Genomic DNA, 26124 nt, shown 5'->3' on the forward strand with positions numbered 1-26124 from the left:
CTTCGTCTTTCGACAGAACATAGATCTCGCCGGTGAAGTGGTTGTGCGGCTTGATCGAGCCTGGCTTCGCCAGAACCTGACCACGCTGTACGTCTTCACGCTTGGTGCCGCGCAGCAGCAGACCAACGTTGTCGCCGGCTTGACCCTGGTCCAGCAGCTTGCGGAACATTTCCACGCCGGTGCAAGTGGTCTTGACGGTGTCGGTGATACCAACGATTTCGATCTCTTCGCCGACCTTGATGATGCCGCGCTCGATACGACCGGTAACAACGGTACCGCGACCCGAGATCGAGAACACGTCTTCAACTGGCATCAGGAAGGCGCCGTCCACTGCGCGCTCTGGCGTAGGGATGTAGGTGTCCAGTGCTTCAGCCAGGGCCATGATGGCTTGCTCGCCCATTGGGCCGGTGTCGCCGTCCAGCGCCATACGTGCCGAACCTTTGACGATAGGCAGGTCGTCGCCTGGGAAGTCGTACTTCGACAACAACTCGCGCACTTCCATTTCAACCAGTTCCAGCAGTTCTGCGTCGTCGACCAGGTCGCACTTGTTCAGGAACACGATGATGTATGGAACGCCAACTTGGCGGGCCAGCAGGATGTGCTCGCGGGTCTGTGGCATAGGGCCGTCAGCTGCGGAGCAAACCAGGATCGCGCCGTCCATCTGCGCTGCGCCGGTAATCATGTTTTTGATGTAGTCGGCGTGGCCTGGGCAGTCAACGTGAGCGTAGTGACGGCCAGCGGTTTCGTATTCGACGTGAGCGGTGTTGATGGTAATGCCGCGTGCTTTTTCTTCTGGAGCAGCATCGATCTGGTCGTATGCTTTAGCTTCGCCGCCGAATTTCTTCGACAGAACAGTTGCGATCGCAGCGGTCAGGGTGGTCTTGCCGTGGTCGACGTGGCCGATGGTGCCGACGTTAACGTGCGGCTTGGTCCGCTCGAATTTCTCTTTTGCCATTTTAGACTCCTAACGATTTGGTGTGATTGCCCGGGCGTGCGCCCGACTGTCTTGATATTGCTGCGTATGTGTTTATATGCTGCGGTACTGCGGGATACTGCGAATTCTGGTGCCCTTTACGTGGATTGAACACGTGGCCTCTCCCTTACCAAGGGAGTGCTCTACCACTGAGCTAAAAGGGCTTATGGGGTACTACTGCATTGCAACAACACTGGAGCGGGTGAAGGGAATCGAACCCTCGTCGTAAGCTTGGAAGGCTTCTGCTCTACCATTGAGCTACACCCGCGAGGATTGTTCAATTCTTACTTCATCTACTTGCGTAACTTCTTGCATACCCAGTCTTTTTGCAAAAACTTGGTGGAGGGGGCTGGATTCGAACCAGCGTACTCGAAAGAACAGATTTACAGTCTGTCGCCTTTAACCACTCGGCCACCCCTCCGCGAGGAACCGCAGAGTATGAAGCAACTACTTTGACCTGTCAACCCTTCTCAACGTTATTTCGCGTCATCCGGATGAACTGTCTGCTTCGGGGCGAGATTTTAACTGCACCAACTGCAAAAGTGCAAGTGTTGTTTTTACGTTGCACAAATTCCTATACAATCGGCTGACGATAGTGAGATCTGGAGCCCCGCAGTTGAACAACCGTAGCGGTAGTTTGCGCAGCCTGGTGCTGGCCAATGTGGGCCTGTTGGCCTGTTACTTCGTCACCGGCCGTCTCGGCCTGCTGCTGGCGCTGCCGCCTGGCTATGCCTCGCCGATCTTCCTGCCGGCCGGCCTGGCGCTGGCCTGCTGCGTGATCGGCGGCCGCGCCCTGCTGCCCGCCGTGGCGCTCGGCTCGCTGGCGGTCAACCTGGTCTATCCCTCCATGAGCCCGGACGGCATCGGCGCCACCGCGCTGGCTGGCGCCCTCTCCGCGGCGCTGGGCGCGGCGCTGCAAGCCTGGGCCGGCAGCACCCTGTTCCGCCGCTATATCGACCCCGGCATCGGCTCCGGCCGCGACGTGGTGCGCTTCATCCTGCTGGCCGCCGGCGTCACCGTGGTCAGCAGCACCGTCTCGCTGACCGGCATGGGCCTGCTCGGCATCCTGCAATGGGACAGCATCTTCCTCGACTGGCTGGCCTGGTGGATGGGCGACACCATCGGCATCCTGCTGGCGGCGCCGCTGACCTGGATCGTCATCGGCCGCCCGCGCGCGCTGTGGTCGCGCCGCCGGCTGCTGGTCGGCCTGCCGCTGCTGCTGTCGGCGGCCGCCTTCATCGCCATCTACCTGCAAGCCGACCGCTGGGAAAACAACCAGCAGATGCAAGCCTTCCGCCTCAAGGCCCAGCAGACCGGCGACCTGCTGCAGGCGCAGTTCAGCGAACACGAGCGCTTCATCTATGCGATGGCCAAGGCGCTCAACGATCCGCGCCGCACGCTCAGCCCCGAGGATTTCGGCAACCTGGCGCACGGCTACCTGGACCAGCGCCCCGAGCTGCTGTCGATGTCGTGGCTGACGCCGGTGGCCGGCAGCGAACGCCCCGCCTTCGAAGCCTGGGCCCGCGCCCACGTGGCGCCGGGCTTCGAGATCCGCCAGCGCAGCGAAGACGGCACGCTGCACACCGCCGTGCAGCGCGAGCGCTACTTCGTCGCCACCTTCATCGAGCCCGAGGCCAGCCGCGCCTACCAGGGCCTGGACCTGCTGTCCGACCCGCAGCGCCGCGCCGCGCTGGAGCGCGCCATCCAGTCCGGCCAGCCCACCGCCACCGCGCCGCTGCTGCTGATCCCCTCGCAGTCCAGCGCCGGCCTGCTGCTGCTGCAAACCGTTTACCCCAATAACAACCGCCACCAGGCCATCGGTTCGCTGCTGATCTCGATGCAGTTCGACGCCTACCTCGACCAGGCGCTGCGGCGCTCCGAGTTCGGCCACTTCCTGATACGCTTCGAAGACATGGACGACGACGGCCCGCGCCGCGTCGTGCGCGACAGCCTGCAACGCGCCGCCGAGCAGGGCGACTTCCAGCGCCAGCTGCACTTCGGCGGCCGCATCTACGAACTGACGCTGGCGCCCACCCCGGCCTATCTGCAGCAGCAGCGCGGCTGGCAGAGCTGGACCGTGCTGACCTGCGGCCTGCTGCTGACCGGCCTGCTGGGCACGCTGATGATGCTGATCAGCGGCGAGCGCGCGCGCATCCAGGCCCAGGTCAAGGACAGCACCGCGCGCCTGCGCGAACGCGAGGCGCGCCTGCAGGCCATCCTCAACAAGGCGGCCGACGCCATCCTCACCATCGACGGCAACGGCTTGCTGATGTCGGCCAACGCCGCCGCCGGCCGCCTGTTCGGCTACGCGCCGGAAAACATGACGGCACTGCCGCTGGACCGCCTGATCCCGGTCGGCGTCGGCGACGCCGCCGGCCTGGACGCGGCCGGCCTGCTGCGCATGATCGCCTGCGGCGTCACCCACGAATACGAGCTGACCGGCTGGCGCAGCGACGGCAACGAATTCCCGCTGGCGATGTCGGTCAGCGAGGTGGAGCTGCCGGACGAGCACCTGTTCGTCGCCATCCTGCACGACCTGACCGAGCAGCAGCTGGCGCAGGAGCGCATCCACCGCCTGGCCCACCACGACACCTTGACCGGCCTCGACAACCGCCTGTCGCTGAACCTGCGCCTCGACCAGCTGCTGGCGCAGACCCGCCGCAGCGGCGGCGCGGCGGCGGTGCTGTTCATCGACCTCGACCACTTCAAGAAAATCAACGACACCCACGGCCACCAGACCGGCGACCTGCTGCTGGTCGCCGTCGCCCAGCGCCTGCAGGAGCTGCTGCGCGAAGTCGACACCATCGCCCGCCTGGGCGGCGACGAATTCATCGTCGTCACCTCCGGCAGCGTCACGCCGGACGAGGCGTCCAACATCGCCGTGCGCATCGTCGATTCGCTGGGCTCGCCCTACCACCTGCAGGGCAAGACCGTGCACAGCGGCGCCAGCGTCGGCGTCGCCATGTTCCCGTCCGACGGCGAGGACGGCAGCACCCTGCTGCGCCACGCCGACACCGCGATGTACGCCGCCAAGAGCCAGGGGCGCGGCAACTTCCAGTTCTTCTCGGCCGCGATGAACACCGCCACCCACGAACGCCTGCTGCTGGAAAACCGCCTGTGGCAGGCGCTGGAGCACAACGAATTCGAGCTCTACCTGCAACCGCAGATCGAACTGGCGTCCGGCCGCATCATCGGCGCCGAGGCGCTGCTGCGCTGGCACCATCCGGAGCTGGGCATGGTGGGGCCGGACCGCTTCATCCCGATCGCCGAGGAATCGGGCCTGATCCTGCCGCTGGGCGACTGGGTGCTGCAACGCGCCAGCCACCTGCTGGCCTCGTGGCGCGCGCCGGGGCTGTCGCACCTGCGGCTGGCGGTCAACCTGTCGGCCCGCCAGTGCCACGGCGCCGGCCTGCTGCCCCACCTGGACCGCCTGCTCGACACCCACGGCATCGACCCGGCCCTGCTGGAGCTGGAGATCACCGAATCGGCGGCGATGCAGGATCCGGAACGCAGCCGCGCGCTGCTGGTGGAACTGCGCTCGCGCGGCATCAAGGTGGCGATCGACGACTTCGGCACCGGCTATTCCTCGCTGAGCTACCTGAAGCTGTTCGAGATCGACCGCATCAAGATCGACCGCGGCTTCGTCAAGGATATCGAGAGCGACCCGAACGACGCCGTGATCGTCGCCGCCACCATCGCGCTGGCCCACTCGCTGGGCCTGGGCGTGGTGGCCGAGGGCGTGGAGACCCAGGCCCAGCGCAGCTTCCTGCGCGCCAAGGGTTGCGACGAGGCGCAGGGCTATCTGTTCGCGCGGCCGATGCCGGTGGCGCAGTTCGAGGCCATGGTGCGCAGCGAAAGCATGGCCGGGGCCGACCTCAGCCCGGCGTGAGCGCCACCAGCACCTGGCCCTTGAGGGCGCGGATCAGCGAGGTCTCGTCGGGCGGCACGCCCTCCGGCGCCGGCAGCGCGCGGTCCGCGTAGAACAGGCCCAGCTGGATCGAATTGACCACCAGCGGCAGCACGATGAAGCTGCGGGCGTCGGGCAGCAGCTGGCGGTGCCATTCCGGCAGCAGCGCCCGTATCTTCGGCGCGCTGGCGTCGGCGATCATCAGGTCGGCGTTGTTCTGTATCGCCAGATGGAACAAGTCATCGCCGCTGGCGGTGGGGAACACGAAACCGGCTTGGCGCTCCACATGCCGCTCGCCGAACGCCACCCGCGCCCGGTACTGGCCGCTGCGCACATCCTTCAGGCACACGGTGGCGAAGCGGAAGCCCATGCCGCGATACAGCGTCTCCAGCACCGCCTGGATGATATCGTTGACCTTGCCGTGGCCGCCGGCGCGCATCTGCGTCACCTCCTGCACGCCGGCCAGCAGCTGCTCGCGCGCGTTGTACGGCTTGCCGCTCGGGTGGCTGCCCTGCGCCGGCTCGGCCGCGCTCATCGCCGCCTGCGCCAGCACGCTGGGCAGGCCGGGGCCGCCCTCGTCGGGATCGGCGTGGCCGCCCATCTGCAAGCTCTCCAGCAAGCCGTCCATGTCGCGCGCGACGGTGGCGAACATCTGCGCCAGGCGCTCATGGTCGAGATTGAGGGCGGCGCCGTAGCGCTGCGCCAGCGCCCTGCCCTCGACGCTGTCGGGGCCCAGGCGGCGCGCCAGCAGGCGCGCCGTCTCCATGCTGAACGACACCACCTGGCGCATCCACTCCTGGCGGCCGGCGGCCGGCTTCAGCGCGCCGGGCGGCAGCGGCGCCAGCGAGCGCACGATCACGTCCGGGATCTTCCATTCGTTGAGGATGGCGGCCGACAGGCTGTCGTAGCTGCAGCCCAGCACCTGCAGCGCCGCCTGCGCCTGCGTCAGCTTGCCGGCCGCCGTCAGCAGCGCGATCTCGCGGAACAGCCCATGCTCGTGCGAGGCCACCACCAGCGCGCCGATGTTCTTGAACAGCGCGCCGATGGCCGCCTCCTCGGCGCCCTGGTAGACGCTGAAGCGGGCCATCTCGCGCCCCACCAGGCTGGCGCACAGCGCCGCCTCCAGCTCCACCCGCACGCTGTGCGCGTGCTTGCTGTTGACCAGCGTATCGACCAGCAGCATGGCCATCGCCGTGGTCTTGACGTTGTCGAAGCCGAGCAGGGAAATCGCCCGCGAGATGGTGGTGACGGCGGTGCCGCCGGCGGCGCGGTAGGTCGGCGTGTTGGCCAGCCGCAGCACCTTCTGCGTCAGCGCCACGTCCGACAGTACGTAGTAGGCCAGGCTCTGCGTGCCCTGGTCGTCGGAGTCGGCCAGCTGCACCACGCGCGCCACCGAGGCCCCCAGCGCGAACATGCCTTCGTCGCCGCTGAGCTTCTTCAGCAGCGCAGTCCGTGCCAAGCCCTGCACCGGGCGCAGCTCGCTGTCGGACGGTGACGTATGGGTAGGCATGGCATGGTCCTGGCGTGCTGCCGCCCGCGGGCGCGCAGCCTAGTCCGGCGTATGGCCGATGGTCGGGTCGCGCTCGATCAGGTCCAGCAGCGCGGCCACGACCTCGGGGTCGAACTGCTTGCCGGCGCGGTCGGTGATATAGGTCATCACCTCGGTGTGCGGCCACGGGTCCTTGTACGGGCGCTCGTGCAGCAGCGAGTCGAACACGTCGACCACGGCGACGATGCGGGCCGAGACCGGAATGTCCGTGCCCTTGAGCTGGTTGGGATAGCCGTTGCCGTCGTAGTGCTCGTGGTGGCCGCCGGCGATCTCGGCGCCGTAGGTCAGGTAGCTGACGCCGTCGACCATGTTGGCGGCGCGCTCCAGGATGGATTTGCCGACCGCCGCGTGGGTCTGCATCTCGGCCCGTTCCTCCGGCGTGTGGATGCCGGGCTTGAGCAGGATGTGGTCCGGCGTGGCGACCTTGCCGACATCGTGCAGGATGCTGGCCAGGCCTATCATGTCGAGCAGCTGCGGGGTCAGCTCGTCCGGATACACGCCGCGCGCGGCCAGCCGCTGCGCCAGCGACGACGACAGCATCTGCACCCGGCGCACATGGCCGCCGGTGCCGCTGTCGCGGAACTCGGCCAGGTCGGCCAGCGCCACCACGGTGGCCTCCTGCGCCTTGCGCAGCTGGCCGAACATGTAGAGGTTGTCGAAGGCGGCGGCGATGCGCTGGCAGAACACTTCCAGCAGGTCGCGCTGGATCTGCGCCAGCGGCCACGGCGGCGTGACCGAAATCGCCACCTCGCGGTTTTCCTGCGTGTGGATGAACAGCACATTGGCCGGATGGTCGAACTGGCTTTTCTTTTCGGCGAAGGCCTTGGCGATGGTCGGCCACAGCGGATGGCCGGTCGGCATCAGCTCCGCTTCGCTCAGCTGGGCGTAGCCGCCGGTGGCCGCCACCACGCTGGTGACGCCGGTGTCGCCCTGCATCAGGCACAGCACGCCGTCGGCGCCGACATCGAGGATGGCGCTGACCTGGTTCAGCACGCCGGAAGCGAATTCGCGCAGCGAATGGATCTGGTACAGATTGGTGGCGCCGGCCAGGATCTTGCCCAGGCCGATGCGGCTGCGTTCGAGCATGTTCAGGCTCTCGTAGGCGCGCAGCGCCGAGATCACCGTGGTGAACAGCTTCTGCGTGGTCAGCTCGGTCTTGGCCTTGTAGTCGTTGATGTCGTATTCGATGATGACGCGCTGCTCGGGCGCCTGGCCCGGCTGGCCGGTGCGCAGCACCACCCGCACGATGGCGTTGTGCAGCTCCTCGCGGATGCGGCGCGCCAGCAGCAGGCCGGCGTCGTCGGTTTCCATCACCACGTCCAGCAGCACCAGCGCGATGTCCGGCGTGTCGCGCAGGAAGTCGTAGGCTTCGCGGCCGCTGTAGGCCGAGAACAGCTCCAGCTCGCGGCCCTTGAAGGAAACGTTGCGCAGCGCCAGCCGCGTGACGGCGTGGACATCGACATCGTCGTCGACGATCAGCACCCGCCACAGGCGCTGGTCCGGGGAACCCGAGCCGGCAACCGGCGCCGCTTCCTCGTCCTCCTGGATCAGCCAGTTGTCGTCTGCGGCGTTGGAATCGGTCATGCGCGTCTCCTGGGGCTGGGCCCGTGGCTGTCTTAGGCCTAGCATAATCAGATTCCCCCCCTGTGACAACCCCCTTCGAAATTGCTAGCAACATGCGTGTTCTTTTCGCCCTTATCGGGCCGGGCCGCGCTCGTCATCGGGCCCCGACTCTGATACGCTAGGGCCGTCATTGTAAGGTTTGCGGCGCTGTCGGCGACCAAGACGATCAGCGGTCAGATCAACATTTCAAGGACCACAATCATGCAAGAAAGCGCATCGGACATCGCCGGCAGGGAATTCCTCGCCTTCACCCTCGGCGCCGAGGAGTACGGCATCGACATCCTCAAGGTGCAGGAGATCCGCGGCTACGAAACCGTCACCCGCATCGCCAACGCGCCCGAGTTCATCAAGGGCGTGATCAATCTGCGCGGCATCATCATCCCGGTGGTGGACATGCGCATCAAGTTCAAGCTGGGCGAGCCGGTGTACGACCAGTTCACCGTGGTCATCATCCTCAACATCGGCGGCCGGGTGGTGGGCATGGTGGTCGACTCGGTGTCCGACGTCACCACGCTCATGCCCGAGGAGGTCAAGCCGGCGCCGGAGATGGGCACCGCCTTCAGCTCCGACTACATGATAGGCCTGGGCACCATCGACGAACGGATGCTGATCCTGGTCAATATCGACAAACTGATGTCCAGCGCCGAGATGGGCCTGATGGACGTCGCCGCAGCAGCCACCTGACCCCCTACCCGACCACCGCCCCATGAAACTGACCGACTTTAAAATCAAAACCCGCCTCGGCGCCGGCTTCGGCCTGGTCGTGCTGCTGATGCTCATCATGATCGTCACCGCCATCGGCCGCTTCGGCGCCATCAGCCAGAGCAGCAAGGGCATCGTCGAGCGCGACTGGCCCAGCGCCTCGGCCGCCGCCACCATCGACGCCGCCGCGCGCGAGGATGCGCGCCGCGTGCTGGCCCTGTTCGTCATCACCGACAAGGCCCAGCGCGCCAAAAGCTACGAGCGCATCGACCAGGACAAGAAGGCCATCGACGCCGCCCTGGCCACGCTGGTCCAGCTGACCGACACCCCGGACGAGAAAGCGCTGCTGGGCAAGATCCAGGCGGCGCGCACCGCCTACAACACCTCCTTCCTGAAGGTGGCCGACCTGGTCGAGGCGGACGACCGCGACAAGGCGGCTGCGCTGATGAACAGCGAAACCTTCCCCCTGCTCGACTCGCTGGAAGAGCTGACCGGCGGCATGGTCAAGCAGCAAAAGAGCGATATCGAGGACGGCGGCAAGGTGGCCACCGGCCACATCGACTTCTCGCGCACCATGATGGTAGTGCTGGGCGTGGTGGCGCTGATCGTCTCCGGCGCGCTGGCCGTGTGGATCACGGCCTCGATCACCGGCCCGCTGGAGGAGGCGGTGGCGATCGCCAAGTCGGTCGCGGCCGGCGACCTGAGCACCCGCATCGAAGTCAACGCCGGCGACGAAACCGGCCAGCTGCTGGACGCGCTGCAGCACATGAACGCCAGCCTGGCGCGCACCGTGCACGAAGTGCGGCGCAGCACCGGCACCATCAACCAGGCCTCGGGCGAAATCGCCAGCGGCAATATGGACCTGTCGGGCCGCACCGAATCGCAGGCCAGCTCGCTGGAGCAGACCGCCAGCACCATGGAAGAGCTGACCTCCACCGTCAAGCAGAACGCCGACAACGCCCGCCAGGCCAACCAGCTGGTGATCTCGGCGTCGTCGGTGGCCACGCGCGGCGGCGAACTGGTGGCCCAGGTGGTCGACACCATGGGCTCGATCAAGGCCAGCTCCAGCAAGATCGTCGACATCATCGGCGTCATCGACGGCATCGCGTTCCAGACCAATATCCTGGCCCTGAACGCGGCGGTGGAGGCGGCGCGCGCCGGCGAACAGGGACGCGGCTTCGCGGTGGTGGCGTCGGAGGTGCGCAGCCTGGCGCAGCGCTCGGCCACGGCGGCCAAGGAAATCAAGGTGTTGATCGACGATTCGGTGGAAAAGGTCGACGGCGGCAGCGCCGTGGTCGACGAGGCCGGCCAGACCATGGGCCTGATCGTCACCTCGGTGCAGCAGGTGGCCGACATCATGGCGGAGATCACCTCGGCCAGCCAGGAGCAGAGCCTGGGCATCGAGCAGGTCAACGAGGCGATTTCGCAGATGGACGAGATGACCCAGCAGAACGCCGCGCTGGTCGAGCAGGCCGCGGCCGCCGCGCAAAGCATGCAGGACGAGGCGGCCACCTTGTCGGCCTCGGTCAGCGTGTTCAAGCTGGACGAGGCCAAGCCCGCCGCGACGAAGCCGGCAGCGGCCAAGCCGGCGGCCAAACCGGCGGCCGCCCCCAAGCCCGCCGCCAAGGCCAAGGCGGACATGGGCTCGGAGTGGGAAGAGTTCTAGGAAGGTCTAGTTGTTGACCGGCGCGGCCGGCGTGGCCGTGCTGGCCGCCGCCGTGCGGCTGGCCGCTGCGCAGCCGCTCTGGTTGGCGCCCACGTCCAGGTTCTGGTAGCGGATTTCGTACTTGCCGTTGGACAGCTTGTCGACCACCAGCTTGTCGTGCGCCTGCACATAGGCGTAGCGCACGTTGGAATGGCGCTCCGTATCGTAGATCTTGATGAACACCGCCGACGCGTTGCCGGCGTTGTCGAGCATCAGCTGCATATCGTCGCCCCGGTTGCCGACCGGGAAGCCGGCCATGTAACCGGATTGCGTCGGCCACGGCTCGCCGTTGGGCGCCACCAGCGTCTGCGTCTCGCTCTCGCAGTCGGCGGCCGCATTCGGCAGGATCACCTGCGACAGCGCCTGCACCCGGATCGGCGCCGGACGGCTGCCGTTCGCTTCGGGATAGTAGGGCTGGGTGGAAGCCCAGGCTTCGCGCATCTCGGCCTTGGGATCGCGCACGGCGGCGCGCTGCACCGCGCGGCTGCCGCCCTCATCCACCTTGCCGCCCCAGGCCGAGGCCAGCGCGGACGACAACAGACGCGGTTCGGACACCATGGCCACGCCGCCCACCCAGCCCACCAGCAGGCTGGCCGCCAGGCCGCCCCACCACTTCCATGCGGCGGGCCGGCGCGGGCGCGGGCCGTCGTCGACCGGTTCCGGGCTCCAGGCCCGGTCCGGCGCGTCGTGGCGGTGCTTGTCGCCGCGGTGGCCGTGGCCATGGCCGTCCTCGTGGCGGGTGCTCTCCAGCCACTCGATCTCCCACTCCTCGGCCGCGATCCACTCGTCGTGCTCCTTGCGGCGCTGGGCGTCGGACAGGGTGTCGTAGGCGCTGTTGAGTATGGCCATGATGCGCGCAGCCTTCTCATCCCCCGGGTTTTTATCCGGATGGTATTTTTGACTCAGCGCCTTGTAGGCGGCACGTATGACCTCCTGCGGCGCCATGCGCGACACCTTCAGGTTGTCATAGTGTGTGTGTATCTTTGCCATCGTTCCAATAATTGTCCAGCGAGCGCGCGTCATTCATCATAGCCGATCTGGCGCGGCAAAACTCAGCGATCAAGCAAGGAATCGCCTTGCTATTCCGACCATTGTGACATTCAGTCTACAGGCGATGGCTGCGGTCATGGGCGGCGATGGCGTCCGGCAAGACTACGTTCTTGCCGATCACCAGCACCTTGAACAATTCGCCCATCTCCGCCGGCGACAGCAGCTTTTGCAGCGCCTTGGCCTGCGGCAGATAGCGCAGCGCGTCGGAAGGGTCGGTGCGCAGCAGCAGCTCGCCGGCGCCGGCGCCGATCAGGAAGCCGGCCTGGTTCAGATAGGCCAGCACCTCGGCGCCCGCCTCCTGCGCCGCCAGCGCCATCGCCGTGAAATCGACGTGGGCCGTGATGTCCTGCAGGCCCGGATAGTAGAAAGGATCCGGGTGCGCGTGGTGGCGGTAGTGGCACATCAGCGTGCCGGTGGCGCGCTGGCCCAGGTAGTACTCGTGCGCCGGGAAGCCGTAGTCGAACAGGAAGGCGGCGTTGGCGCGGCCGTTGCGCAGCATGCGCGCCAGCGTCGCCATGAAGCCGCAGGCCACGCCGTGCACTTCGGTCACGTAGCCGACCGGCAGGCTGTCGTGCTCCGGGATCTGCAGCGCGATCTGCGCCAGCAGCTCGGGGCCGGCCGCTACTTCGAGATAATCGAAGCGGCCGTCGCGCACCGTCACCTGCAATTCCTGCCAGCCTTGCGGGTGGCGGGTGATCAGGTGGACCGGCATCGCATCGAGCACCTCGTTGCCGACCACCACGCCGTCGAAGGCGTCGGGGAATTCATCGAGCCACACCACCTGCGGGAAATCGCGCAGCTTGTCCTGCTGGCGCGCGCGCAGCTCGCCGGACAGTTCGACGATGAAATAGCGCTCGACCGCCACCCCGGCGACGGCCATCTCGGTCAGGATGTCGAAGGCCAGCTTGCCGGTGCCGGCGCCGAATTCGAGGATCTGCGGCGCGCTTTGGGCGATAATAGCGGCTGCGGCCTGCGCCACCGCCGCGCCGAACAGCGGCGTGAGCTCGGGCGCGGTTGTAAAATCGCCATCTTTGCCCAGTTTGGCGGAGCCGCCGCTGTAGTAGCCCAGATCGGGGGCGTACAGCGCCAGTTCCATATAGCGGGCGAAGGAGATGGCGCCGTCGTTGCGCGAGATTTCGGCGGCGATCAGGTGCGACAGGGCGTGGGACGCGGCCAGCGCGTCGCTTGAAGGTACAGGTAGGGACATAACCGGCATTGTAGCGAATCGGCGCGCCGGGCCGCCATTTTCACACTCAGACAGCACATGACAGCACAGCACAATCCATCCACCGCCCCCGTCGCCCTCGTCACCGGCGCGGGCCGCCGCATCGGCCGCGCCATCGCGCTGGGCCTGGCGCGCGCCGGCTGGGACGTGGCGGTGCACTACCGCGCGTCGGAGGCCGAGGCGCGCGAGGCGGTCGCCGCCATCGAGGCCCTGGGTCGCCGCGCCGTCGCCCTGCGCTGCGACCTGGCCGACGAAGCGGCCGTGCGCGCCCTGCTGCCGCAGGCCGTGGCCGCGCTGGGCGCGGTGCGCTGCGTGGTCAACAATGCCTCGCTGTTCGAGTACGACAGCGCCGCCGACTTCACCGCCGCCCGCCTCGACGCCCACATGCGCGCCAACGTCGCCGCGCCGGTGATCCTGGCGCAGGCGCTGCACGCGGCCCTGGCGGCCGGCGAACAAGGCGTGGTCATCAACCTGCTCGACCAAAAACTGTACAATCTCAATCCTGATTTTTTGTCGTACACCCTGTCCAAGGCGGCGCTGCACACCGCCACCACGATGCTGGCGCAGCAGCTGGCGCCGGCGGTGCGGGTGGTCGGCATCGCGCCCGGCATCACCATGGTGTCCGGCGACCAGACCGACGCCGGTTTCGCCAACGCGCACCGGCAAACCCCGCTGGGCCGCTCCAGCACCCCGGAAGATATCGCCGACAGCGTGGTCTACGCTGCCACGGCACGCGCACTGACCGGCGCCACCCTGCTGGTCGACGGCGGCCAGCACCTGATGCCGCTGCCGCGCGACGTGATGTTTTTGGCGAAATGAGCTGGCCAAACGAATTCAATCTGAAGAAGGTAAAACTATGCTGTCCGCCCTGATACACCCGCAACTGAACGACTGCCGTCGCCTGTTCCTGCGCAACTACGAAGTGTTGATCAACATCGGCGTCTACGAGTTCGAGAAGAAGGGCGAGCAGCGCTTGCTGATCAACGTCGACCTGTACATCCCGCTGGCCGTCTCCACGCCGGTCCACGACCAGCTGGAGGAAGTGGTGGACTACGACTTCATGCGCGACTCCATCGCCAAGCTGATGGCGCGCGGCCACGTCCAGCTGCAGGAAAGCCTGTGCGACGACATCGTCAGCGCCATGCTGGCGCACCCGCGCGTGCGCGCGGCCCGCGTATCGACCATGAAGCCGGACGTCTATCCGGACTGCGAAGGCGTGGGCGTGGAAGTATTCAAGATCAAGGAAACCGTATGAACGCAGTACTCGACAACGTAGCGGCCGCCCCGGCCGCCTCCGCCAAGTCCGCCGAGAAGATCGCGCTGGAGAACAACAAGCTGCACAAGCGCCTGTGCCGCCTGGTCGGCCAGGCCATCGGCGATTTCAACATGATCGAAGACGGCGACAAGGTCATGGTCTGCCTATCCGGCGGCAAGGACAGCTACGCGCTGCTCGACATCCTGATGACGCTGCGCGAACGCGCACCGATCAACTTCGAGATCGTCGCCGTCAACCTGGACCAGAAGCAGCCCAACTTCCCCGACCACATCCTGCCGGCCTACCTGAAGCAGCTGGGCATCCCCTTCCACATCGAGAACCAGGACACCTACAGCATCGTCAAGCGCCTGATCCCGGAAGGCAAGACCACCTGCTCGCTGTGCTCGCGCCTGCGCCGCGGCATCCTGTACCGCGTGGCCGATGAACTGGGCTGCAACAAGATCGCGCTGGGCCACCACCGCGACGACATCCTGGAGACCTTCTTCCTGAATATGTTCTTCGGCGGGAAGCTCAAGGGCATGCCGGCCAAGCTGGTGTCCGACGACGGCAAGCACATGGTGATACGCCCGATGGCCTACGTGAAGGAAGAAGACACCGAGCGCTATGCCGAGGTCAAAGGCTTCCCCATCATCCCGTGCGACCTGTGCGGCTCGCAGGAGAACCTGCAGCGCAAGCAGATCAAGGGCCTGATGCGCGACTGGGAAAAGAAATTCCCCGGCCGCGTGGAGAACATCTTCTCGTCGCTGTCGACCGTGGTGCCGTCGCACCTGATGGACCGCGACCTGTTCGGCTTCAAGGATATCAAGGCCGACGGCCAGGCCAACCCGCTGGGCGACATCGCCTTCGACGAAGAGCCATGCTCGACGCCGGCCACCGTGCCAGGCATCATCCCGCTGCAACAGGGCTGACCGCCACCGCATGCAGCCCGACACCCTGACCGGCAGCCGCCGCGACTACTGGCTTGCGCAATGCGCGGGCTGGGGCGCGCTGGCGGCGCTGGGCGTCTACTCCTCGTGGGGCAAGGGTTTTACGGTCTACGTGCTGTGGTTCTCGGTCGCCAAGATCTTCTGCGCGCTGACCGGGCTCGCGCTGTCGCACGGCTGGCGCGCCTGGCTGCGCCGCTCCCGCTGGCTGGAACGCCCGCGCGGGCTGCCGCTGGCGCGCATCGCCGCCGGCCTGGCAGCGCTCGGCGTGGTGCAGACCGCGTCGGTGGTGCTGGCCGAGCTCCTGTTCCGCAATGGCGCCATCCTCAAGGACAACGACGAGCTGGCGGCCACGCTGGCCATCCTCGCCGTGCTGTGGTTCGCGCTGTTCGCGCTGTGGACCCTGCTCTACACGCTGGCGCTGTCGCGGCGCCGCGCCACGCAGCTGGAAATCGAAAAGCTGCAACTGGAAATCCACGTCAAGGACGCCGAACTGCGCGCCCTGCAGGCGCAGGTCAATCCCCATTTTTTCTTCAACAGCATGAACAGCATCCGCGCGCTGATGTTCCAGGATGTGCCGGCCGCCGCGCGCGCGATGGGCCAGTTGTCGGGCATGATGCGGCACAATCTGCAGGCCGGCATGGCGGACACCATGCGGCTCGACGAGGAACTGGCGGCGCTGCAAGCCTACCTGGGCATGGAGAAGCTGCGCTTTGAAGAACGCCTGCAATTGGTGCAGGAAATCGCCCCCGGCCTGGAAGGCGTGATGCTGCCGCCGATGCTGCTGCAAACGCTGGTGGAGAACGCCATCAAGCACGGCGTGGAGCGCAGCGTCGCCCCCTGCCAGGTGCGCATCGCCGCGCAGCGCGAGGCCGGCAGCGGCGCGGTGCTGCTGCGCGTCGCCAACCAGGGACGGCTGGCGGCGGACAGCACGTCCACGCGACTGGGCCTGGCCAATGCCGCCAAACGGCTGGTGCTGTTGTTCGGCCCGGGCGCCGGCTGCCGGCTGGCCGAGGAAGACGGCTGGGTCGTCGCCACCGTGACACTGCCCAAGGAGAGCGCATGCGCGCACTGATCATCGACGACGAACGGCTGGCCCGCGACGAATTGCGGCGCCTGCTGCTGGAACATCCGCAGGTGGAGATCGTCGGCGAGGCCGCCGGCGTGCAGGAAGGCCTGCAGCAGATCGCGCGCCTGTCGCCGGAGCTGATTTTCCTCGACGTGCAAATGCCCGATGGTAGCGGCTTCGATTTGCTGACGGCGCTGGAGCAGCCGCCCGCCGTCATCTTCACCACCGCCTACGACCGCTACGCCATTCGCGCCTTCGACGTCAGCGCGCTCGACTACCTGCTCAAGCCCGTCGATCCGCCACGGCTGGCGCAGGCGCTGCAAAAGCGCTTGCCCGCTCCGGCATCGGCATCGGCATCGGCGCCCGCCGTCACCGCAGCCGCAAGCGCGCCGCCGGACGGCAAGGTATTCATCAAGGATGGAGAGCGCTGCTGGTTCGTCGCGCTGGACGACATCGTGCTGTTCGAGTCCGAGGGCAATTACACCCGCGTGTATTTCGACCACCACCGCCCCTTGCTGCTGCGTTCATTGTCGCAAATGGAGGCGCGGCTCGATGCCGCAAAATTCATGCGCATCAGCCGCAGCCAGATCGTCAACCTCGCCCGCGTCACCGGCATCGCGCCGGCGCCGGCCGGCGGCATGGCGCTGACGCTGCAGGGCGACCTGAGGGTCGCCATGTCGCGCCGCCGCGCCATCCTGTTCAAACAATTCAATCGGCTGTGAGCTGCACCGGCCTGCGGTTGTCGGCCACATTGCGGTCGATCAGCAGCTGGCGGGGATCGAGCGCCGCTTCGGCCGGCAACTGGTCGACCGTCACCGTCACCGTGGCGTCGCCCGCGCGCAGCTGATGCTTGCCGCGATACAGCTCGCGCCGCGTTGAACCGCCGGCGTAAACCGCCACCTCCACCGGTTCGTCATAGGCGCGCTGCGTCTCGCGGCCCTTGCCGTCCGCTTCCAGTTTCGCCAAGCGCAGCTTCAGCGTCACATCCCAGCGGCCGTCCGCGCGGCGGCGCGCATCGGCCGCCACCATGCGGTTGTCGTACAGGATGATGCGCTCGAACAGATCGGTGATCAGCTGCTGCTTGCCGGCCGGCGTTTCGGCGCGGATGAAGGCCAGCAGATCGCGGCTGGTCGCATACGGCGTGCTGCGGTAGCGGTGCCGGTCCAGAAAGGCCTTCAGCGCGCGGTTCAGCGCCGTCTCGCCGATTTCGTCGCGCAGCCGGTAGAACACCAGGCTGCCCTTGCGGTACTCGATGTAAGCCTGGTTCTCGCTGCGGTACAGCGGCCGTTCCTCGCCCAGCTCCTTGCCACGGCCGCTCAGGTAGGCATCCAGGTCGAAGCGCAGGATGTGGCGCACCTTGTCCGCGCCGAACTGCCGCTCCACCACCATCAGCGCCGAGTACTCGGCCAGCGATTCGGTCAGCAGGCCGCTGCCCTGCACGTTGGCGGCGATCACCTGGTCGCCCCACCACTGGTGCGCTACTTCATGCGCGGTGACGTAGAACACATGGTCCACGCCTTCCGGATCGCGCAGGTCGCTGACGAAGCCCAGCGATTCCGAGAACGGTATCAGCCCGGGGAAGCTGCGCGCGTACTGCTGGTACAGAGGGAACTCGACGATGCGCAGCTGCCGGTCCGGATAGGGGCCGAACTGCGCCGCGTAGTACTGCAAGGCCTGGCGCGCACCGGCGGTCATGCTGTCGATGTTCCAGGCGTGCCGGGCGTCGTAGTCCACCTCGATCGCCACGCCGTCCGCCTGCGCGTTGCGCACCTGCCAGCGGCCGGACTGGAAGGAGAAAAACGGCAGCACCGGACGCTCCATGCGGTAGTGGAAATAGCGGCGGCCCTCCCGTTCCCAGCTGCGCTGCAGCGTGCCCGGCGCGATGGCCGTCTGGTCGACGCTGGTGGACACGGTGGTGTCGAAGTCGACAAAGTCGGCGTCGATGCCCCATTGCTTCCAGTAGTTGCTGTTGCGGGCGCGCAGGTCGTCCAGGTCGGGCATGCCGTGCGGTTCGCCCAGGCCGCGCCGGCGCCGTTCGCCGCGGTCTTCGATTTCCAGCGACGGGTTGTACCCCAGGCGCGGGAAGTAGTTCTCGATGGTGAAGTAAGTGCCGTTCAGGTTCAGGCCATCGGGCTTGCCGCTGTTGGTGAAGCCGTCGTGGCGTACATCGACGACAAAATCGAGATCCAGCACCGCGCCAGGCGCCAGCGCCGTCTTCAGCTTGATCGCCTTCACGCCGAAGCGTTGATCGTCGACGATCGCGCTGTACGGCGGCAAATGCGGGAAGCTGGTGCTGGCGGCGGTGTCGGTCTGCACGCGCAGCGTGGCTATCGGCGTCGTACCGCGATTCGTCAGGCGGTAGCTGCCGCGTATCGCCAGCCTGCGCTGCGTCGGATAGATGGCGACATCGGCCTTGATCGCCGTGATGCCGGGCTGCGGTTGTTCCTGATACTGGCGATACAGCTTTTCGTAGGTGGCGCGTTCGTCGAGCAGCTCGGCGCTGGACTGGTAGCGGTTCAGCACATTGGTGTTGTAGTAGATCCAGCCTCCGGTGACGGCGAAGCCGGCCAGGCTGGCGGCCAGCGCCCAGCCGCCCGCGCCACGCAGACGGCCCGCTGCGCGCGACCAGCGCAGGCGCCAGCCGGCGGCGCGGGCGGGCTGCTGCAAGGCCTGCGCCACGATCAGCAGCGCCGCCGCGAACAGCGCCCAATACAGCGCGAACCAGAGCCACCCCGCGACAAAGCCGCCGTAGCCGTTCAAGTCGGAGTACGCCAGCTGCGGCAGCGCGGCGTAGCGATACAGGCGGTGCTCCAGTCCCAGTGCGCCCAGCAGCGGGTCGAGCCAGACCAGCAGGATGGACAAGGCATAGCCGATGAACTTGTGATTGACCAGCACCTGTATTGCCAGCAAGGCCATCGCCAGCAGCACGAAGTAGCCGGCGTTGAGCAGCGTCCCTTGCAGGTACAGCAGCGGTTCCAATGGCGCGCCGCCCTTGATCACCTGCATGGCGATGGCGGCCAGCACGCCGGCGCCCAGGAACACGGCGATCACGGCGACCAGCGCACCGCATTTGGACAGCAGCGGCAGCCATCCGGGCACCGGCAGCGCCTCGCTCAAGTCGGCGATCCCGGCCTGGCGGTCCTTGAAGACCAGCTCTCCGCTGTAGAACAGCAGGACGATGGACAGCACGAAATTGAGGCCATCGCTCAGCTCATCGAGCATCAGGCGCGTGAGCGGATACGGCACGCTGTCGAAGCGCATGCCGCCGACGCTGACGTTGACGATGAAGTTGGCCAGCGCCAGCAACAGCATCACCAGGAAGGGCACGCTTCTCAGCACGCCGGCGGCGTCGAGCCGCAGCAGCGCCCAGAACTGCCGCCACGCGGCGGCTGCGCCGAAGCGCGGCGCCACGGGACGCCACTGCGCGCGCGGCGCCGTTACAGCGGATGCCGCCGGGGCCTGCGGCGCAAGCCGGCGGACCATGCGCGCGAACCTTCCATTCCAGCGCGCGGCAGTACCGGCGCGCTGCGGCTTGAACAGCCGGATAGTGGCCGCCAACAGGGCCAGGGCAAGCGCCGACCATAGCAGGCGGTTAATCAGCAGCAGGCCGCTCATGGCGGGCAGCCTGGTATTCATCTCGGCGCCGCTGTAGTAGCGCGTTGCCTGCGACAGCGCCCGCACGCCGAAGGGATCGAGCAGCGCCGCCACGGCGGCGCCCGCAGGCCGGCTGGCCAGCAGGCCCGCCATCGCCCACAGCACGAAAAATCCCAGCACGCCGACGTACACCGTCAGCATCGACCGCGCTGCGACCGCCAGCAGCATCAGCAGCGCCGCCACGAACAGCAGGTTGGGCACGATGAAGAACGCGAAGCTCCACAGGTAGGGTGCGGCCGACACAGGCCCCAGCCGCTCGGGATCGGCGCCGGAGGTGGCGGAGCCCAGCACCATCGCCAGCACCACCAGCACGAACACCAGCAGGCAGGCCGCGTAGCCCGCCATGAAACGGCCGCCGAGGTAGTCGCGCTTGCGCATCGGCGTCGCGTACAGCAGGTCGGCGATGCCTGCGTCGCTGTCGCGCAGCACGGCGCCGGCGATGAACACCGCCACCAGGAACATGGCGATCATGCTCAACACGCCCAGCTGGTTGGCCACCACCACCGGCGCGTTCAGATGGACGTTGCCGATGCCGCCGCCCAGCCGGAAGCTGCTGCTGCCGGCGGTCAGGAAGGCCGCCGCCATCAGCGGCAAGGTCAGTACCCACAGCAGCGGCTGGCGCAGCTGGTAGCGCAGATCGAAACGGAAAAATTCCTGCCACATCGCGTTCTCCTCAGGCGGCCCGCAGTTGCAGGAAGTAGACGTCTTCCAGGTCCGGCTCGACGCGGCGGAAGCCTTCGTCCGGCTGGCTGTCGGCGTACACGTTGATCTGCGGCCGGCCGCCCACCAGGCGGCTCGACAGCACGGTGCAGCGCTGCTGGTATTCGGCCAGCTCGCCGTCGCTGACGCTGCGGCGCCAGACCCGGTCCCGCAGCGTGGCGATGGCGGCCTGCGGCGCGCCCTCGATCAGCACCCTGCCCTTGGCGATCATCGCCATGCGCGGGCACAGGTCGGTCACGTCCTCCACGATATGGGTCGACAGGATCACCACCACGTTCTCGCCGATGCGCGCCAGCAGGTTGAGGAAGCGGTTGCGCTCATCGGGATCGAGGCCGGCGGTCGGCTCGTCGACGATCACCAGCTTGGGCGCCCCCAGCAAGGCCTGCGCGATGCCGAAGCGCTGCCGCATGCCGCCCGAGTAGCTGGCCACGGCGCGCTTGCGCGCTTCCCACAGATTGGTCAGCTGCAGCAGCGCTTCCACCGCCTCCTTGCGCTCGCCGCGATGGGTCAGGCCTTTCAGTACGGCGAAGTGGTTCAGCAGCTCCAGCGCGCTGACCTTGGGATAGACGCCGAAGTCCTGCGGCAGGTAGCCGAGCTGGCGGCGCAGCGCGGCCTTGTCGGCGACGACGTCGACGCCGTTGAAGTGGATGGTGCCGCTGTCGGCATCCTGCAAGGTGGCGATGGTGCGCATCAGCGAGGACTTGCCGGCGCCGTTGGGCCCCAGCAGCCCAAACAGGCCGGCGGGGATCTCCAGGCTGATATGGTCGATGGCGTGGACGCCGTTGTCGTAGGTTTTGTTCAGCTGTTTCAGCGATAGCATGGGCTCGGACTCCGGTGAGAGGAGGAGCCAGCGTAGCGCCGCCCTCCACTCATCGCCATCGCCGGCACACGAACGGCGCAAGGTGCTGGCCGAACGGTCGAAAACCGTGACGGGCGGCGCCGGCATTCTTCCGCCCTCCGCTCATGCAATTTACGCTATATTGCGCAAATAACCACCAACAGGGGAATACAGCCATGAAAATCGATACCAAGGCACTCGCCGACGCCAGCGTGGCGGCCAGCGGCCAGCGCAAGAAAACCGACGGCGGCGCCGACTTCAAGGCCGCGCTGGAGGCGGCCAGGCAGCCGACCGCCGCGCAGGAGCTGGACAGCTATATGAAGAAATCGCCGGCGGAGCGGATGATGGAAATGATCCTGAAAAGCCTGGGCGAGACGCCGCAGTCGCTGGCGGCCAAGTCGCCGCAGGAGCAGGCCGCGATCATGGCCAAGGTGAACCAGATCATGAAGCAGAAGATGGAAGAAGCCACCGCCCGGCAATCGGGCGGCGGCGTCAATATCGCGGTCTAGTACTTCTGCGCCGTGCGCAGCACCGGATAGAGGTTGTAGCGCTCGTCCCACGAGGCGTGGCGGCGGGCGAAGAACTCCAGGCGCTTGGCCGGGCTCGTGTTGAACTCCGCGTCGCTGTCCAGTTTTTTCTGGAACTCGGCGCGCAGTGCGGGATCGGCTTCCAGCTGCTCACGCGCCACGTCCTCGGCCACATACTCCTCCATGTACTCCTTGCGCTCGAAGGCGTTGTTGAATTCTCCCCAGGCCAGCAGCGAGTCGGCGCCGCGCGGCTCCAGCATCGTCATCACCAGGCGCGCCTTGGGCTGGGCGATCGGCACGAACAGCGAACCTTTCGCCACGCTGCGGCGCTCGCGGCCCCAGTCGCCCTCCACCGCCAGCGACTGATGGCCTTCAAACGACTGCGCGCCGAATTTGACCTTGGCCGCGCGGAAGCTCTCCACCTCGGCCGACATCTGGTCCGACGCCACCACCTTGAAGACGATGCCGTGCTGTTTCAGCTTGGCGCCGATGCGGGCCGCATCGGCCAGCGGCACCAGGTAGCCGCCCTTGGGCGCGGCGATCTTCAGGTCCGGCACCACTTCGTCGCGCAGCGGCACGCTCCACATCTGCGGCTTGGTTTCGTCGTAGTGCGTCATCAGGCCGCCCGACACCTCCGAGTGGCTGCGCGTGTATTCGTAGCCTGGGAACTCGATGGTCTTGGCGTTGAAGGTGGTGCGGTAGCTGATCGGGAAATCGGCGCCGGCCATGGCGGCGGCGCGCACGTCGGCGTCCTGCGTCATCTTCTGCCATTGCTTGCCGTGCGCGGCGACCTGCGACAGCAGCGAGACGATGGTGTTGCGGGTGATGCGCACGCGGGTCGGGTAGTCCTTCCACGAGTGGGTTTCGACCAGCATCGCGAAGCGGTTACGCATCGGGAAGTAGCCGGTCGAGAAGCGCGCCGTCGACATGCTGTCGACGAAGCCGGAGGCCGGATCGTCGTCCGCCGCGAACGAGATGTAGTACGGCTTCGGATCGGAACCCTGCGCTTTGAGGTCGGCGATCACCGAGGATTGCAGCGCCAGGCCGGCCTGCTTCAGCTGCTCGTCGCCGCCGTGCACCGGCTCGACCTGGATCGACACGTCCGGCTGGAACTTGGCGCCGTCGGTCACGTGCAGGTCGACGTAGGCCAGCGGATCCCAGGCGTTCACCAGCGCCAGCATGGCCTGCATTTCCGGCGCGTCGGCTTTGACGTAGTCGCGATTGAGGTTGTAGTTCTGCGCCGTGGTGCGCCAGCCCATTTCCACCGGGCCGCGCTGGTTCGGGCGGTTCCATTTGCCGAAGCGCTCATGGCCGTCGACGTTGAACACCGGGACGAACAACAGCACCTGCTTGTCCAGCGCGCCCGGCGCGGCCTTGTTCTCCAGCGCCTCGCGCAGCGCCAGGAAGCCGGCGTCCTTGCCGTCGATCTCGCCGGCGTGGATGCCGCCCTGCACCAGCAGCACCGGCACGCCGCGCTTCTTCGCCTGCTCGGCGGTCAGCGCGCCGGTGCGGGTGGCGGCCAGCGCCAGCATCGGCCGGCCTTCCGGCGTGCGGCCGAACTCGAAGCAGCGCACCTGTTTCGGATAGGCCTTCTGGAAGCGCCCGCACAGGTCGACGACTTCGTCGTAGCGGCCGGTGTTCTGGAAGCCGGAGCGTTCGGCGACCGTGCTGAGGGGAGCGGCGACCGGCGCGGCGGCGGCCAGGGAAGAGGTGGCGGCAAAGGCAAGCAGAATGGCGGAACGTATCATGGACAGGCTTCCAGCAAGGGTTGAATGGCCGATGCCCGGCGGGAGCTACCCGCCGGGCATCGGATACGCGGGAAATTATAGTCGGCTTGGCGCGTCAGCGTTCGCGGATCGAAATTTCCTTCACTTCCGGCCGCACCAGCTGCATGGCGCCGGCCCGCGCGTGGCTGCGCAGCGCCGCCGTCACCGGGCAGGCGCCGTTGGCGCGGTAGCTCAGCGCCGTGGCGAGCATGCCTTCGGCCGTATCGCCTTGGGCGCGCGTCAGGTCGTCGCTCACCTGGCAGGTCGGCGCGAAGCCGTCGGCGTAGTCGCCGTAGCCCTTCTGGTTCACGCCCTGGTACTGAATCGCGAAATAGGTGGTGCCGCAGTTACTGGCGGGCATAAAGGCATACGGCTTGCCGCAAGTCTCGCCGCCGATCAGCGTGACCTCGACATCGATCCCGCGCAGGCTGTTGATGACGGACTCGCTGGCCGAGCAGGTGCCGGGCGTGGTCAGGATGGTCACGCGCTTGAGGCCCAGGTAGGGCAGCGGCGCTCCCGGCGTCACCGGCTCCGGCGCCTTGTAGCCGATGGCCGTGGCCAGGAAGTCCTGCGGCGGATCCTTCTTGGTCTTGTCGTTCGGGCGCAGTTGCTCGAACACCTTGCCGGCGGTCTGGCCCGGGCCGGCGATCATGTAGGCCAGCTCGCTGGCGACGTTCAGCAGGCCGCCGCCGTTGTAGCGCATGTCCAGCACCAGGTCGGCGACGCCGGCGCTCTTGAATGTGGTGAAAGCCTTCACCAGCTGGCTCTCGGCCACCGCATTGTGTTCGTTGAACTGCAGGTAGCCGACCTTGCCGCTGTCGGTGTCGAGCACCTTGACGTTTTGCACCGGCGGCTTGGCCACCTGCTGCGACGTCAGCGCGGCCGCGATCAGCGTGCCGGCGCGGTCCAGCACCAGCTGGTGGGTTTCGCCGGCCTTGGCCGGAAACAGGCCGGCGTTGATCTTGGCCTTGCCCTCGGTGCTGGTGTCGCCGATGGCGACGCCGTCGACCGAGACCAGGCTGTCACCGCGCTGCAGGCCGGCCAGCCCGGCCGGCGAATCCGGCGCCACCATGGTCAGCGCCCAGGTGCGCGGCGCGGCCGGATCGGCGTTGCGCACCCAGGTCTGGCCGTAGCCCAGCTCAACGCCGCTCCTCGACAGGTCCAGCCACACGTCGGTCGGATAGGTGAAGTGGAAGCGGTCCTTGGGGCGGCCCGAGGCCGTGACCAGCGGCGTTTTCAGGGCGGCGAAGTAGTCCACCACGCGCGGGTAGTCTTCCATCTTGAGGCTGGAAGGGATCTCCTTGTACCAGAGGTAGGTGCCGTCGAGGAAGGAGCGCAGCCATTTTTTCTCGTCGGTCAGCGTGCCCTGCACCTCGGTCCAGGCATTGGGGCGCGGCTTCTCGCAATGCGAGGCCAGCACGAACCAATCGCCGCTGTAGTCGGGAGGGAGGATGGGCGGCGGCTCGGGCGGGGTGACGGGATCGACAGGCTGGGGCGGCACGGCCGCCGCAGGGTGCGTATCGCCGCCGCAGCCGCTCAACAGGGGCAGCGCCAATGAGGCGGCCAGGACGATGGGAAGAATTTTCATCGCAAAATTATAGTGCGCAATAGGGCAGCGCTGTCTATTGAGCAATCTTTCTTACAATTTAGGTTTGCAGGTCGGGGTCGGCCTGGAACACGCCGGCGATCCAGTCGGCGAACACCCGCAGCCGCGGCGACGCCATGCGGCCCTGCGGATACAGCAGCGAGATCGGCATCGGCGTCGGCGGCGTCGCGGCCAGCACCTCGACCAGCGCCCCGCTGGCCAAGTGCTGGCGCACCTGGTAACGCGCCGCCTGGATCACGCCCATGCCATGCAGCGCGCAGATGATGTAGGCGTCCGGATCGGTGACGGCGATCGCGCCCGGCACATCCACCGTCACCACGCGGCCGTCGACCACGTACTCCCAATCGAAGGGGCGGCCGGTGCGGCCGGAGAAATGCGTCACGCCGCGATGCCCGCGCAAGTCGCGCGGCGCCTGCGGCACGCCGTGCGCGGCCAGGTAGGACGGCGCGGCGCAGGTCAGGAAGCCCATGTTGCCGATGCGCCGGCCTATCATGGCCGAATCCTGCAGCTCGCCCACGCGCAGCGAACAATCCAGGCCTTCCCGCGTCAGGTCCGCCACCCGCTCGTTCAGGCTGACGAACAGGTCGAGCTCCGGATACTCGCGGCAGAAGGCGGGAAGGTGCGGCATCACCACGTGGCGGCCTACGGCGCCCGGCAACTCCACCCGCAGCTTGCCCTGCGGCTTGCTGCGCCCCTGGCCGCGGAAAGCGCCTTCCGCATCCTCCACCGCCTGCAGGATCTCCAGGCACTTCTGGAAGTAGTCGGCGCCGTCCGGCGTGAGCGACAGGCGGCGCGTGGTCCGCTGCAGCAGCTGGGTGCCGAGGAAGGCTTCCAGTTTCTTGATGGTCGCCGTCAGCGCGGCGCGCGGCAGGTTCAGCGTTTCGGCGGCCCGCGTATAGCTGTTGGCCTCGACGATGCGCACAAAGGTCTGCATGGCCTTGAGTCTGTCCATGATTGTTCATATAAAGTGAAAAGTATGGAAGCATTATGCCCTGATTATCTTTGCCCGGT

At 67.0% G+C, this 26124-nt stretch carries 19 protein-coding genes and 3 tRNA genes; 9 read left to right on the forward strand and 13 right to left on the reverse strand.

The genetic code is table 11. The annotated features are described in order from the left end of the window. The 4 genes from tuf to DUGA2_RS20900 form a co-directional block, all read right to left on the reverse strand. Positions 1 to 955: elongation factor Tu (gene tuf, locus DUGA2_RS20885; RefSeq protein WP_070271416.1), on the reverse strand; the 955-nt coding region annotated here is incomplete at its 3' end. 107 nt (positions 956 to 1062) lie between these two features. Beyond that, positions 1063 to 1137 (reverse strand) — tRNA-Thr (locus DUGA2_RS20890). Between the two features lie 30 nt (positions 1138 to 1167). Next, positions 1168 to 1241, reverse strand: a tRNA-Gly gene (locus tag DUGA2_RS20895). A gap of 69 nt (positions 1242 to 1310) precedes the next feature. Beyond that, a tRNA-Tyr gene (locus DUGA2_RS20900) sits at positions 1311 to 1394 on the reverse strand. A 195-nt stretch (positions 1395 to 1589) separates the two neighbouring features. Between DUGA2_RS20900 and DUGA2_RS20905 the strand changes: the two genes are divergently transcribed. After that, entirely contained in the window at positions 1590 to 4862 is a 3273-nt protein-coding gene (locus DUGA2_RS20905; protein ID WP_070271417.1) for an EAL domain-containing protein, read from the forward strand. Here DUGA2_RS20905 and DUGA2_RS20910 read toward each other — a convergent pair. Beyond that, positions 4849 to 6390 (reverse strand): HDOD domain-containing protein, encoded by a 1542-nt coding sequence (locus DUGA2_RS20910; RefSeq protein WP_070271418.1) that lies wholly within the window; start codon positions 6388 to 6390, stop codon positions 4849 to 4851. The two genes, DUGA2_RS20905 and DUGA2_RS20910, sit on opposite strands and share 14 nt — an antisense overlap. Positions 6391 to 6429: 39 nt before the next feature. Beyond that, positions 6430 to 8013, reverse strand: a complete 1584-nt coding sequence (locus DUGA2_RS20915) for a DUF3369 domain-containing protein (protein WP_070271419.1) — start codon at positions 8011 to 8013, stop codon at positions 6430 to 6432. 240 nt (positions 8014 to 8253) lie between these two features. Here DUGA2_RS20915 and DUGA2_RS20920 point away from each other — a divergent pair, with 240 nt between their 5' ends. Beyond that, positions 8254 to 8736 (forward strand): chemotaxis protein CheW, encoded by a 483-nt coding sequence (locus DUGA2_RS20920; protein WP_070271420.1) that lies wholly within the window; start codon positions 8254 to 8256, stop codon positions 8734 to 8736. A gap of 22 nt (positions 8737 to 8758) precedes the next feature. Then, positions 8759 to 10420, forward strand: a complete 1662-nt coding sequence (locus tag DUGA2_RS20925; RefSeq protein WP_070271421.1) for a methyl-accepting chemotaxis protein — start codon at positions 8759 to 8761, stop codon at positions 10418 to 10420. A gap of 6 nt (positions 10421 to 10426) precedes the next feature. Here the strand turns inward: DUGA2_RS20925 and DUGA2_RS20930 are convergent, their stop codons facing one another. Both DUGA2_RS20930 and DUGA2_RS20935 read right to left on the reverse strand, forming a co-directional pair. Further along, positions 10427 to 11449: a J domain-containing protein gene (locus tag DUGA2_RS20930; RefSeq protein WP_070271422.1), complete on the reverse strand. Its 1023-nt coding sequence runs from the start codon at positions 11447 to 11449 to the stop codon at positions 10427 to 10429. A 115-nt stretch (positions 11450 to 11564) separates the two neighbouring features. Beyond that, entirely contained in the window at positions 11565 to 12716 is a 1152-nt protein-coding gene (locus DUGA2_RS20935) for a class I SAM-dependent methyltransferase (RefSeq protein WP_070271554.1), read from the reverse strand. 57 nt (positions 12717 to 12773) lie between these two features. Between DUGA2_RS20935 and DUGA2_RS20940 the strand changes: the two genes are divergently transcribed. The 5 genes from DUGA2_RS20940 to DUGA2_RS20960 are packed head-to-tail and all read left to right on the forward strand — an operon-like array spanning position 12774 to position 16724. After that, positions 12774 to 13553: an SDR family oxidoreductase gene (locus DUGA2_RS20940; protein ID WP_070271423.1), complete on the forward strand. Its 780-nt coding sequence runs from the start codon at positions 12774 to 12776 to the stop codon at positions 13551 to 13553. Positions 13554 to 13590: 37 nt separating this feature from the next. Next, entirely contained in the window at positions 13591 to 13989 is a 399-nt protein-coding gene (locus DUGA2_RS20945) for a dihydroneopterin aldolase (RefSeq protein ID WP_070271424.1), read from the forward strand. Next, positions 13986 to 14918, forward strand: a complete 933-nt coding sequence (gene ttcA, locus DUGA2_RS20950; RefSeq protein ID WP_070271425.1) for a tRNA 2-thiocytidine(32) synthetase TtcA — start codon at positions 13986 to 13988, stop codon at positions 14916 to 14918. The genes DUGA2_RS20945 and ttcA overlap by 4 nt, the downstream gene beginning before the upstream one ends. Before the next feature lie 10 nt (positions 14919 to 14928). After that, on the forward strand, positions 14929 to 16008 hold the full coding sequence (locus DUGA2_RS20955; RefSeq protein ID WP_070271426.1) for a sensor histidine kinase: 1080 nt from the start codon (positions 14929 to 14931) through the stop codon (positions 16006 to 16008). Next, positions 15996 to 16724 (forward strand): LytTR family DNA-binding domain-containing protein, encoded by a 729-nt coding sequence (locus DUGA2_RS20960; RefSeq protein WP_070271427.1) that lies wholly within the window; start codon positions 15996 to 15998, stop codon positions 16722 to 16724. The genes DUGA2_RS20955 and DUGA2_RS20960 overlap by 13 nt, the downstream gene beginning before the upstream one ends. On the opposite strand, the gene DUGA2_RS20965 is transcribed toward DUGA2_RS20960, so the two are convergent. Both DUGA2_RS20965 and DUGA2_RS20970 read right to left on the reverse strand, forming a co-directional pair. Next, entirely contained in the window at positions 16711 to 20319 is a 3609-nt protein-coding gene (locus tag DUGA2_RS20965) for a M1 family aminopeptidase (protein ID WP_070271428.1), read from the reverse strand. The genes DUGA2_RS20960 and DUGA2_RS20965 overlap by 14 nt on opposite strands. Positions 20320 to 20329: 10 nt before the next feature. Further along, positions 20330 to 21196, reverse strand: coding sequence for an ABC transporter ATP-binding protein (locus DUGA2_RS20970; protein WP_070271429.1), 867 nt, complete (start codon positions 21194 to 21196; stop codon positions 20330 to 20332). Between the two features lie 194 nt (positions 21197 to 21390). Between DUGA2_RS20970 and DUGA2_RS20975 the strand changes: the two genes are divergently transcribed. Beyond that, on the forward strand, positions 21391 to 21723 hold the full coding sequence (locus DUGA2_RS20975) for a hypothetical protein (protein WP_070271430.1): 333 nt from the start codon (positions 21391 to 21393) through the stop codon (positions 21721 to 21723). Here the strand turns inward: DUGA2_RS20975 and DUGA2_RS20980 are convergent. From DUGA2_RS20980 to DUGA2_RS20990, 3 genes are all read right to left on the reverse strand, one after another. Then, positions 21720 to 23489, reverse strand: a complete 1770-nt coding sequence (locus DUGA2_RS20980) for a M14 family metallopeptidase (protein WP_070271431.1) — start codon at positions 23487 to 23489, stop codon at positions 21720 to 21722. The two genes, DUGA2_RS20975 and DUGA2_RS20980, sit on opposite strands and share 4 nt — an antisense overlap. A 94-nt stretch (positions 23490 to 23583) precedes the next feature. Then, positions 23584 to 25095 (reverse strand): S41 family peptidase, encoded by a 1512-nt coding sequence (locus tag DUGA2_RS20985; RefSeq protein ID WP_070271432.1) that lies wholly within the window; start codon positions 25093 to 25095, stop codon positions 23584 to 23586. A 58-nt stretch (positions 25096 to 25153) separates the two neighbouring features. Then, positions 25154 to 26065 carry a LysR family transcriptional regulator gene (locus DUGA2_RS20990; protein ID WP_070271433.1) on the reverse strand — a complete coding sequence of 304 codons (912 nt, stop codon included), beginning with the start codon at positions 26063 to 26065 and terminating at the stop codon, positions 25154 to 25156. Positions 26066 to 26124: the final 59 nt, after the last annotated feature.

Origin of the sequence: Duganella sp. HH101 (genome assembly GCF_001758795.1) — a bacterium.
GTDB classification, from domain to species: Bacteria; Pseudomonadota; Gammaproteobacteria; order Burkholderiales; family Burkholderiaceae_D; genus Rugamonas; species Rugamonas rivuli.

Excerpts from the sequence above, each read along its gene's own strand:
- DUGA2_RS20935 (WP_070271554.1), bottom strand. The coding sequence starts at position 12,716 with ATGTCCCTACCTGTACCTTCAAGCGACGCGCTGGCCGCGTCCCACGCC.
- DUGA2_RS20915 (WP_070271419.1), bottom strand. The coding sequence starts at position 8,013 with ATGACCGATTCCAACGCCGCAGACGACAACTGGCTGATCCAGGAGGAC.
- DUGA2_RS20960 (WP_070271427.1), top strand. The coding sequence starts at position 15,996 with ATGCGCGCACTGATCATCGACGACGAACGGCTGGCCCGCGACGAATTG.
- DUGA2_RS20990 (WP_070271433.1), bottom strand. The coding sequence starts at position 26,065 with ATGGACAGACTCAAGGCCATGCAGACCTTTGTGCGCATCGTCGAGGCC.
- DUGA2_RS20925 (WP_070271421.1), top strand. The coding sequence starts at position 8,759 with ATGAAACTGACCGACTTTAAAATCAAAACCCGCCTCGGCGCCGGCTTC.
- ttcA (WP_070271425.1), top strand. The coding sequence starts at position 13,986 with ATGAACGCAGTACTCGACAACGTAGCGGCCGCCCCGGCCGCCTCCGCC.
- DUGA2_RS20965 (WP_070271428.1), bottom strand. The coding sequence starts at position 20,319 with ATGTGGCAGGAATTTTTCCGTTTCGATCTGCGCTACCAGCTGCGCCAG.
- DUGA2_RS20910 (WP_070271418.1), bottom strand. The coding sequence starts at position 6,390 with ATGCCTACCCATACGTCACCGTCCGACAGCGAGCTGCGCCCGGTGCAG.
- DUGA2_RS20920 (WP_070271420.1), top strand. The coding sequence starts at position 8,254 with ATGCAAGAAAGCGCATCGGACATCGCCGGCAGGGAATTCCTCGCCTTC.
- DUGA2_RS20980 (WP_070271431.1), bottom strand. The coding sequence starts at position 23,489 with ATGATACGTTCCGCCATTCTGCTTGCCTTTGCCGCCACCTCTTCCCTG.
- DUGA2_RS20945 (WP_070271424.1), top strand. The coding sequence starts at position 13,591 with ATGCTGTCCGCCCTGATACACCCGCAACTGAACGACTGCCGTCGCCTG.
- DUGA2_RS20970 (WP_070271429.1), bottom strand. The coding sequence starts at position 21,196 with ATGCTATCGCTGAAACAGCTGAACAAAACCTACGACAACGGCGTCCAC.
- DUGA2_RS20930 (WP_070271422.1), bottom strand. The coding sequence starts at position 11,449 with ATGGCAAAGATACACACACACTATGACAACCTGAAGGTGTCGCGCATG.
- DUGA2_RS20985 (WP_070271432.1), bottom strand. The coding sequence starts at position 25,095 with ATGAAAATTCTTCCCATCGTCCTGGCCGCCTCATTGGCGCTGCCCCTG.
- DUGA2_RS20975 (WP_070271430.1), top strand. The coding sequence starts at position 21,391 with ATGAAAATCGATACCAAGGCACTCGCCGACGCCAGCGTGGCGGCCAGC.
- DUGA2_RS20940 (WP_070271423.1), top strand. The coding sequence starts at position 12,774 with ATGACAGCACAGCACAATCCATCCACCGCCCCCGTCGCCCTCGTCACC.
- DUGA2_RS20955 (WP_070271426.1), top strand. The coding sequence starts at position 14,929 with ATGCAGCCCGACACCCTGACCGGCAGCCGCCGCGACTACTGGCTTGCG.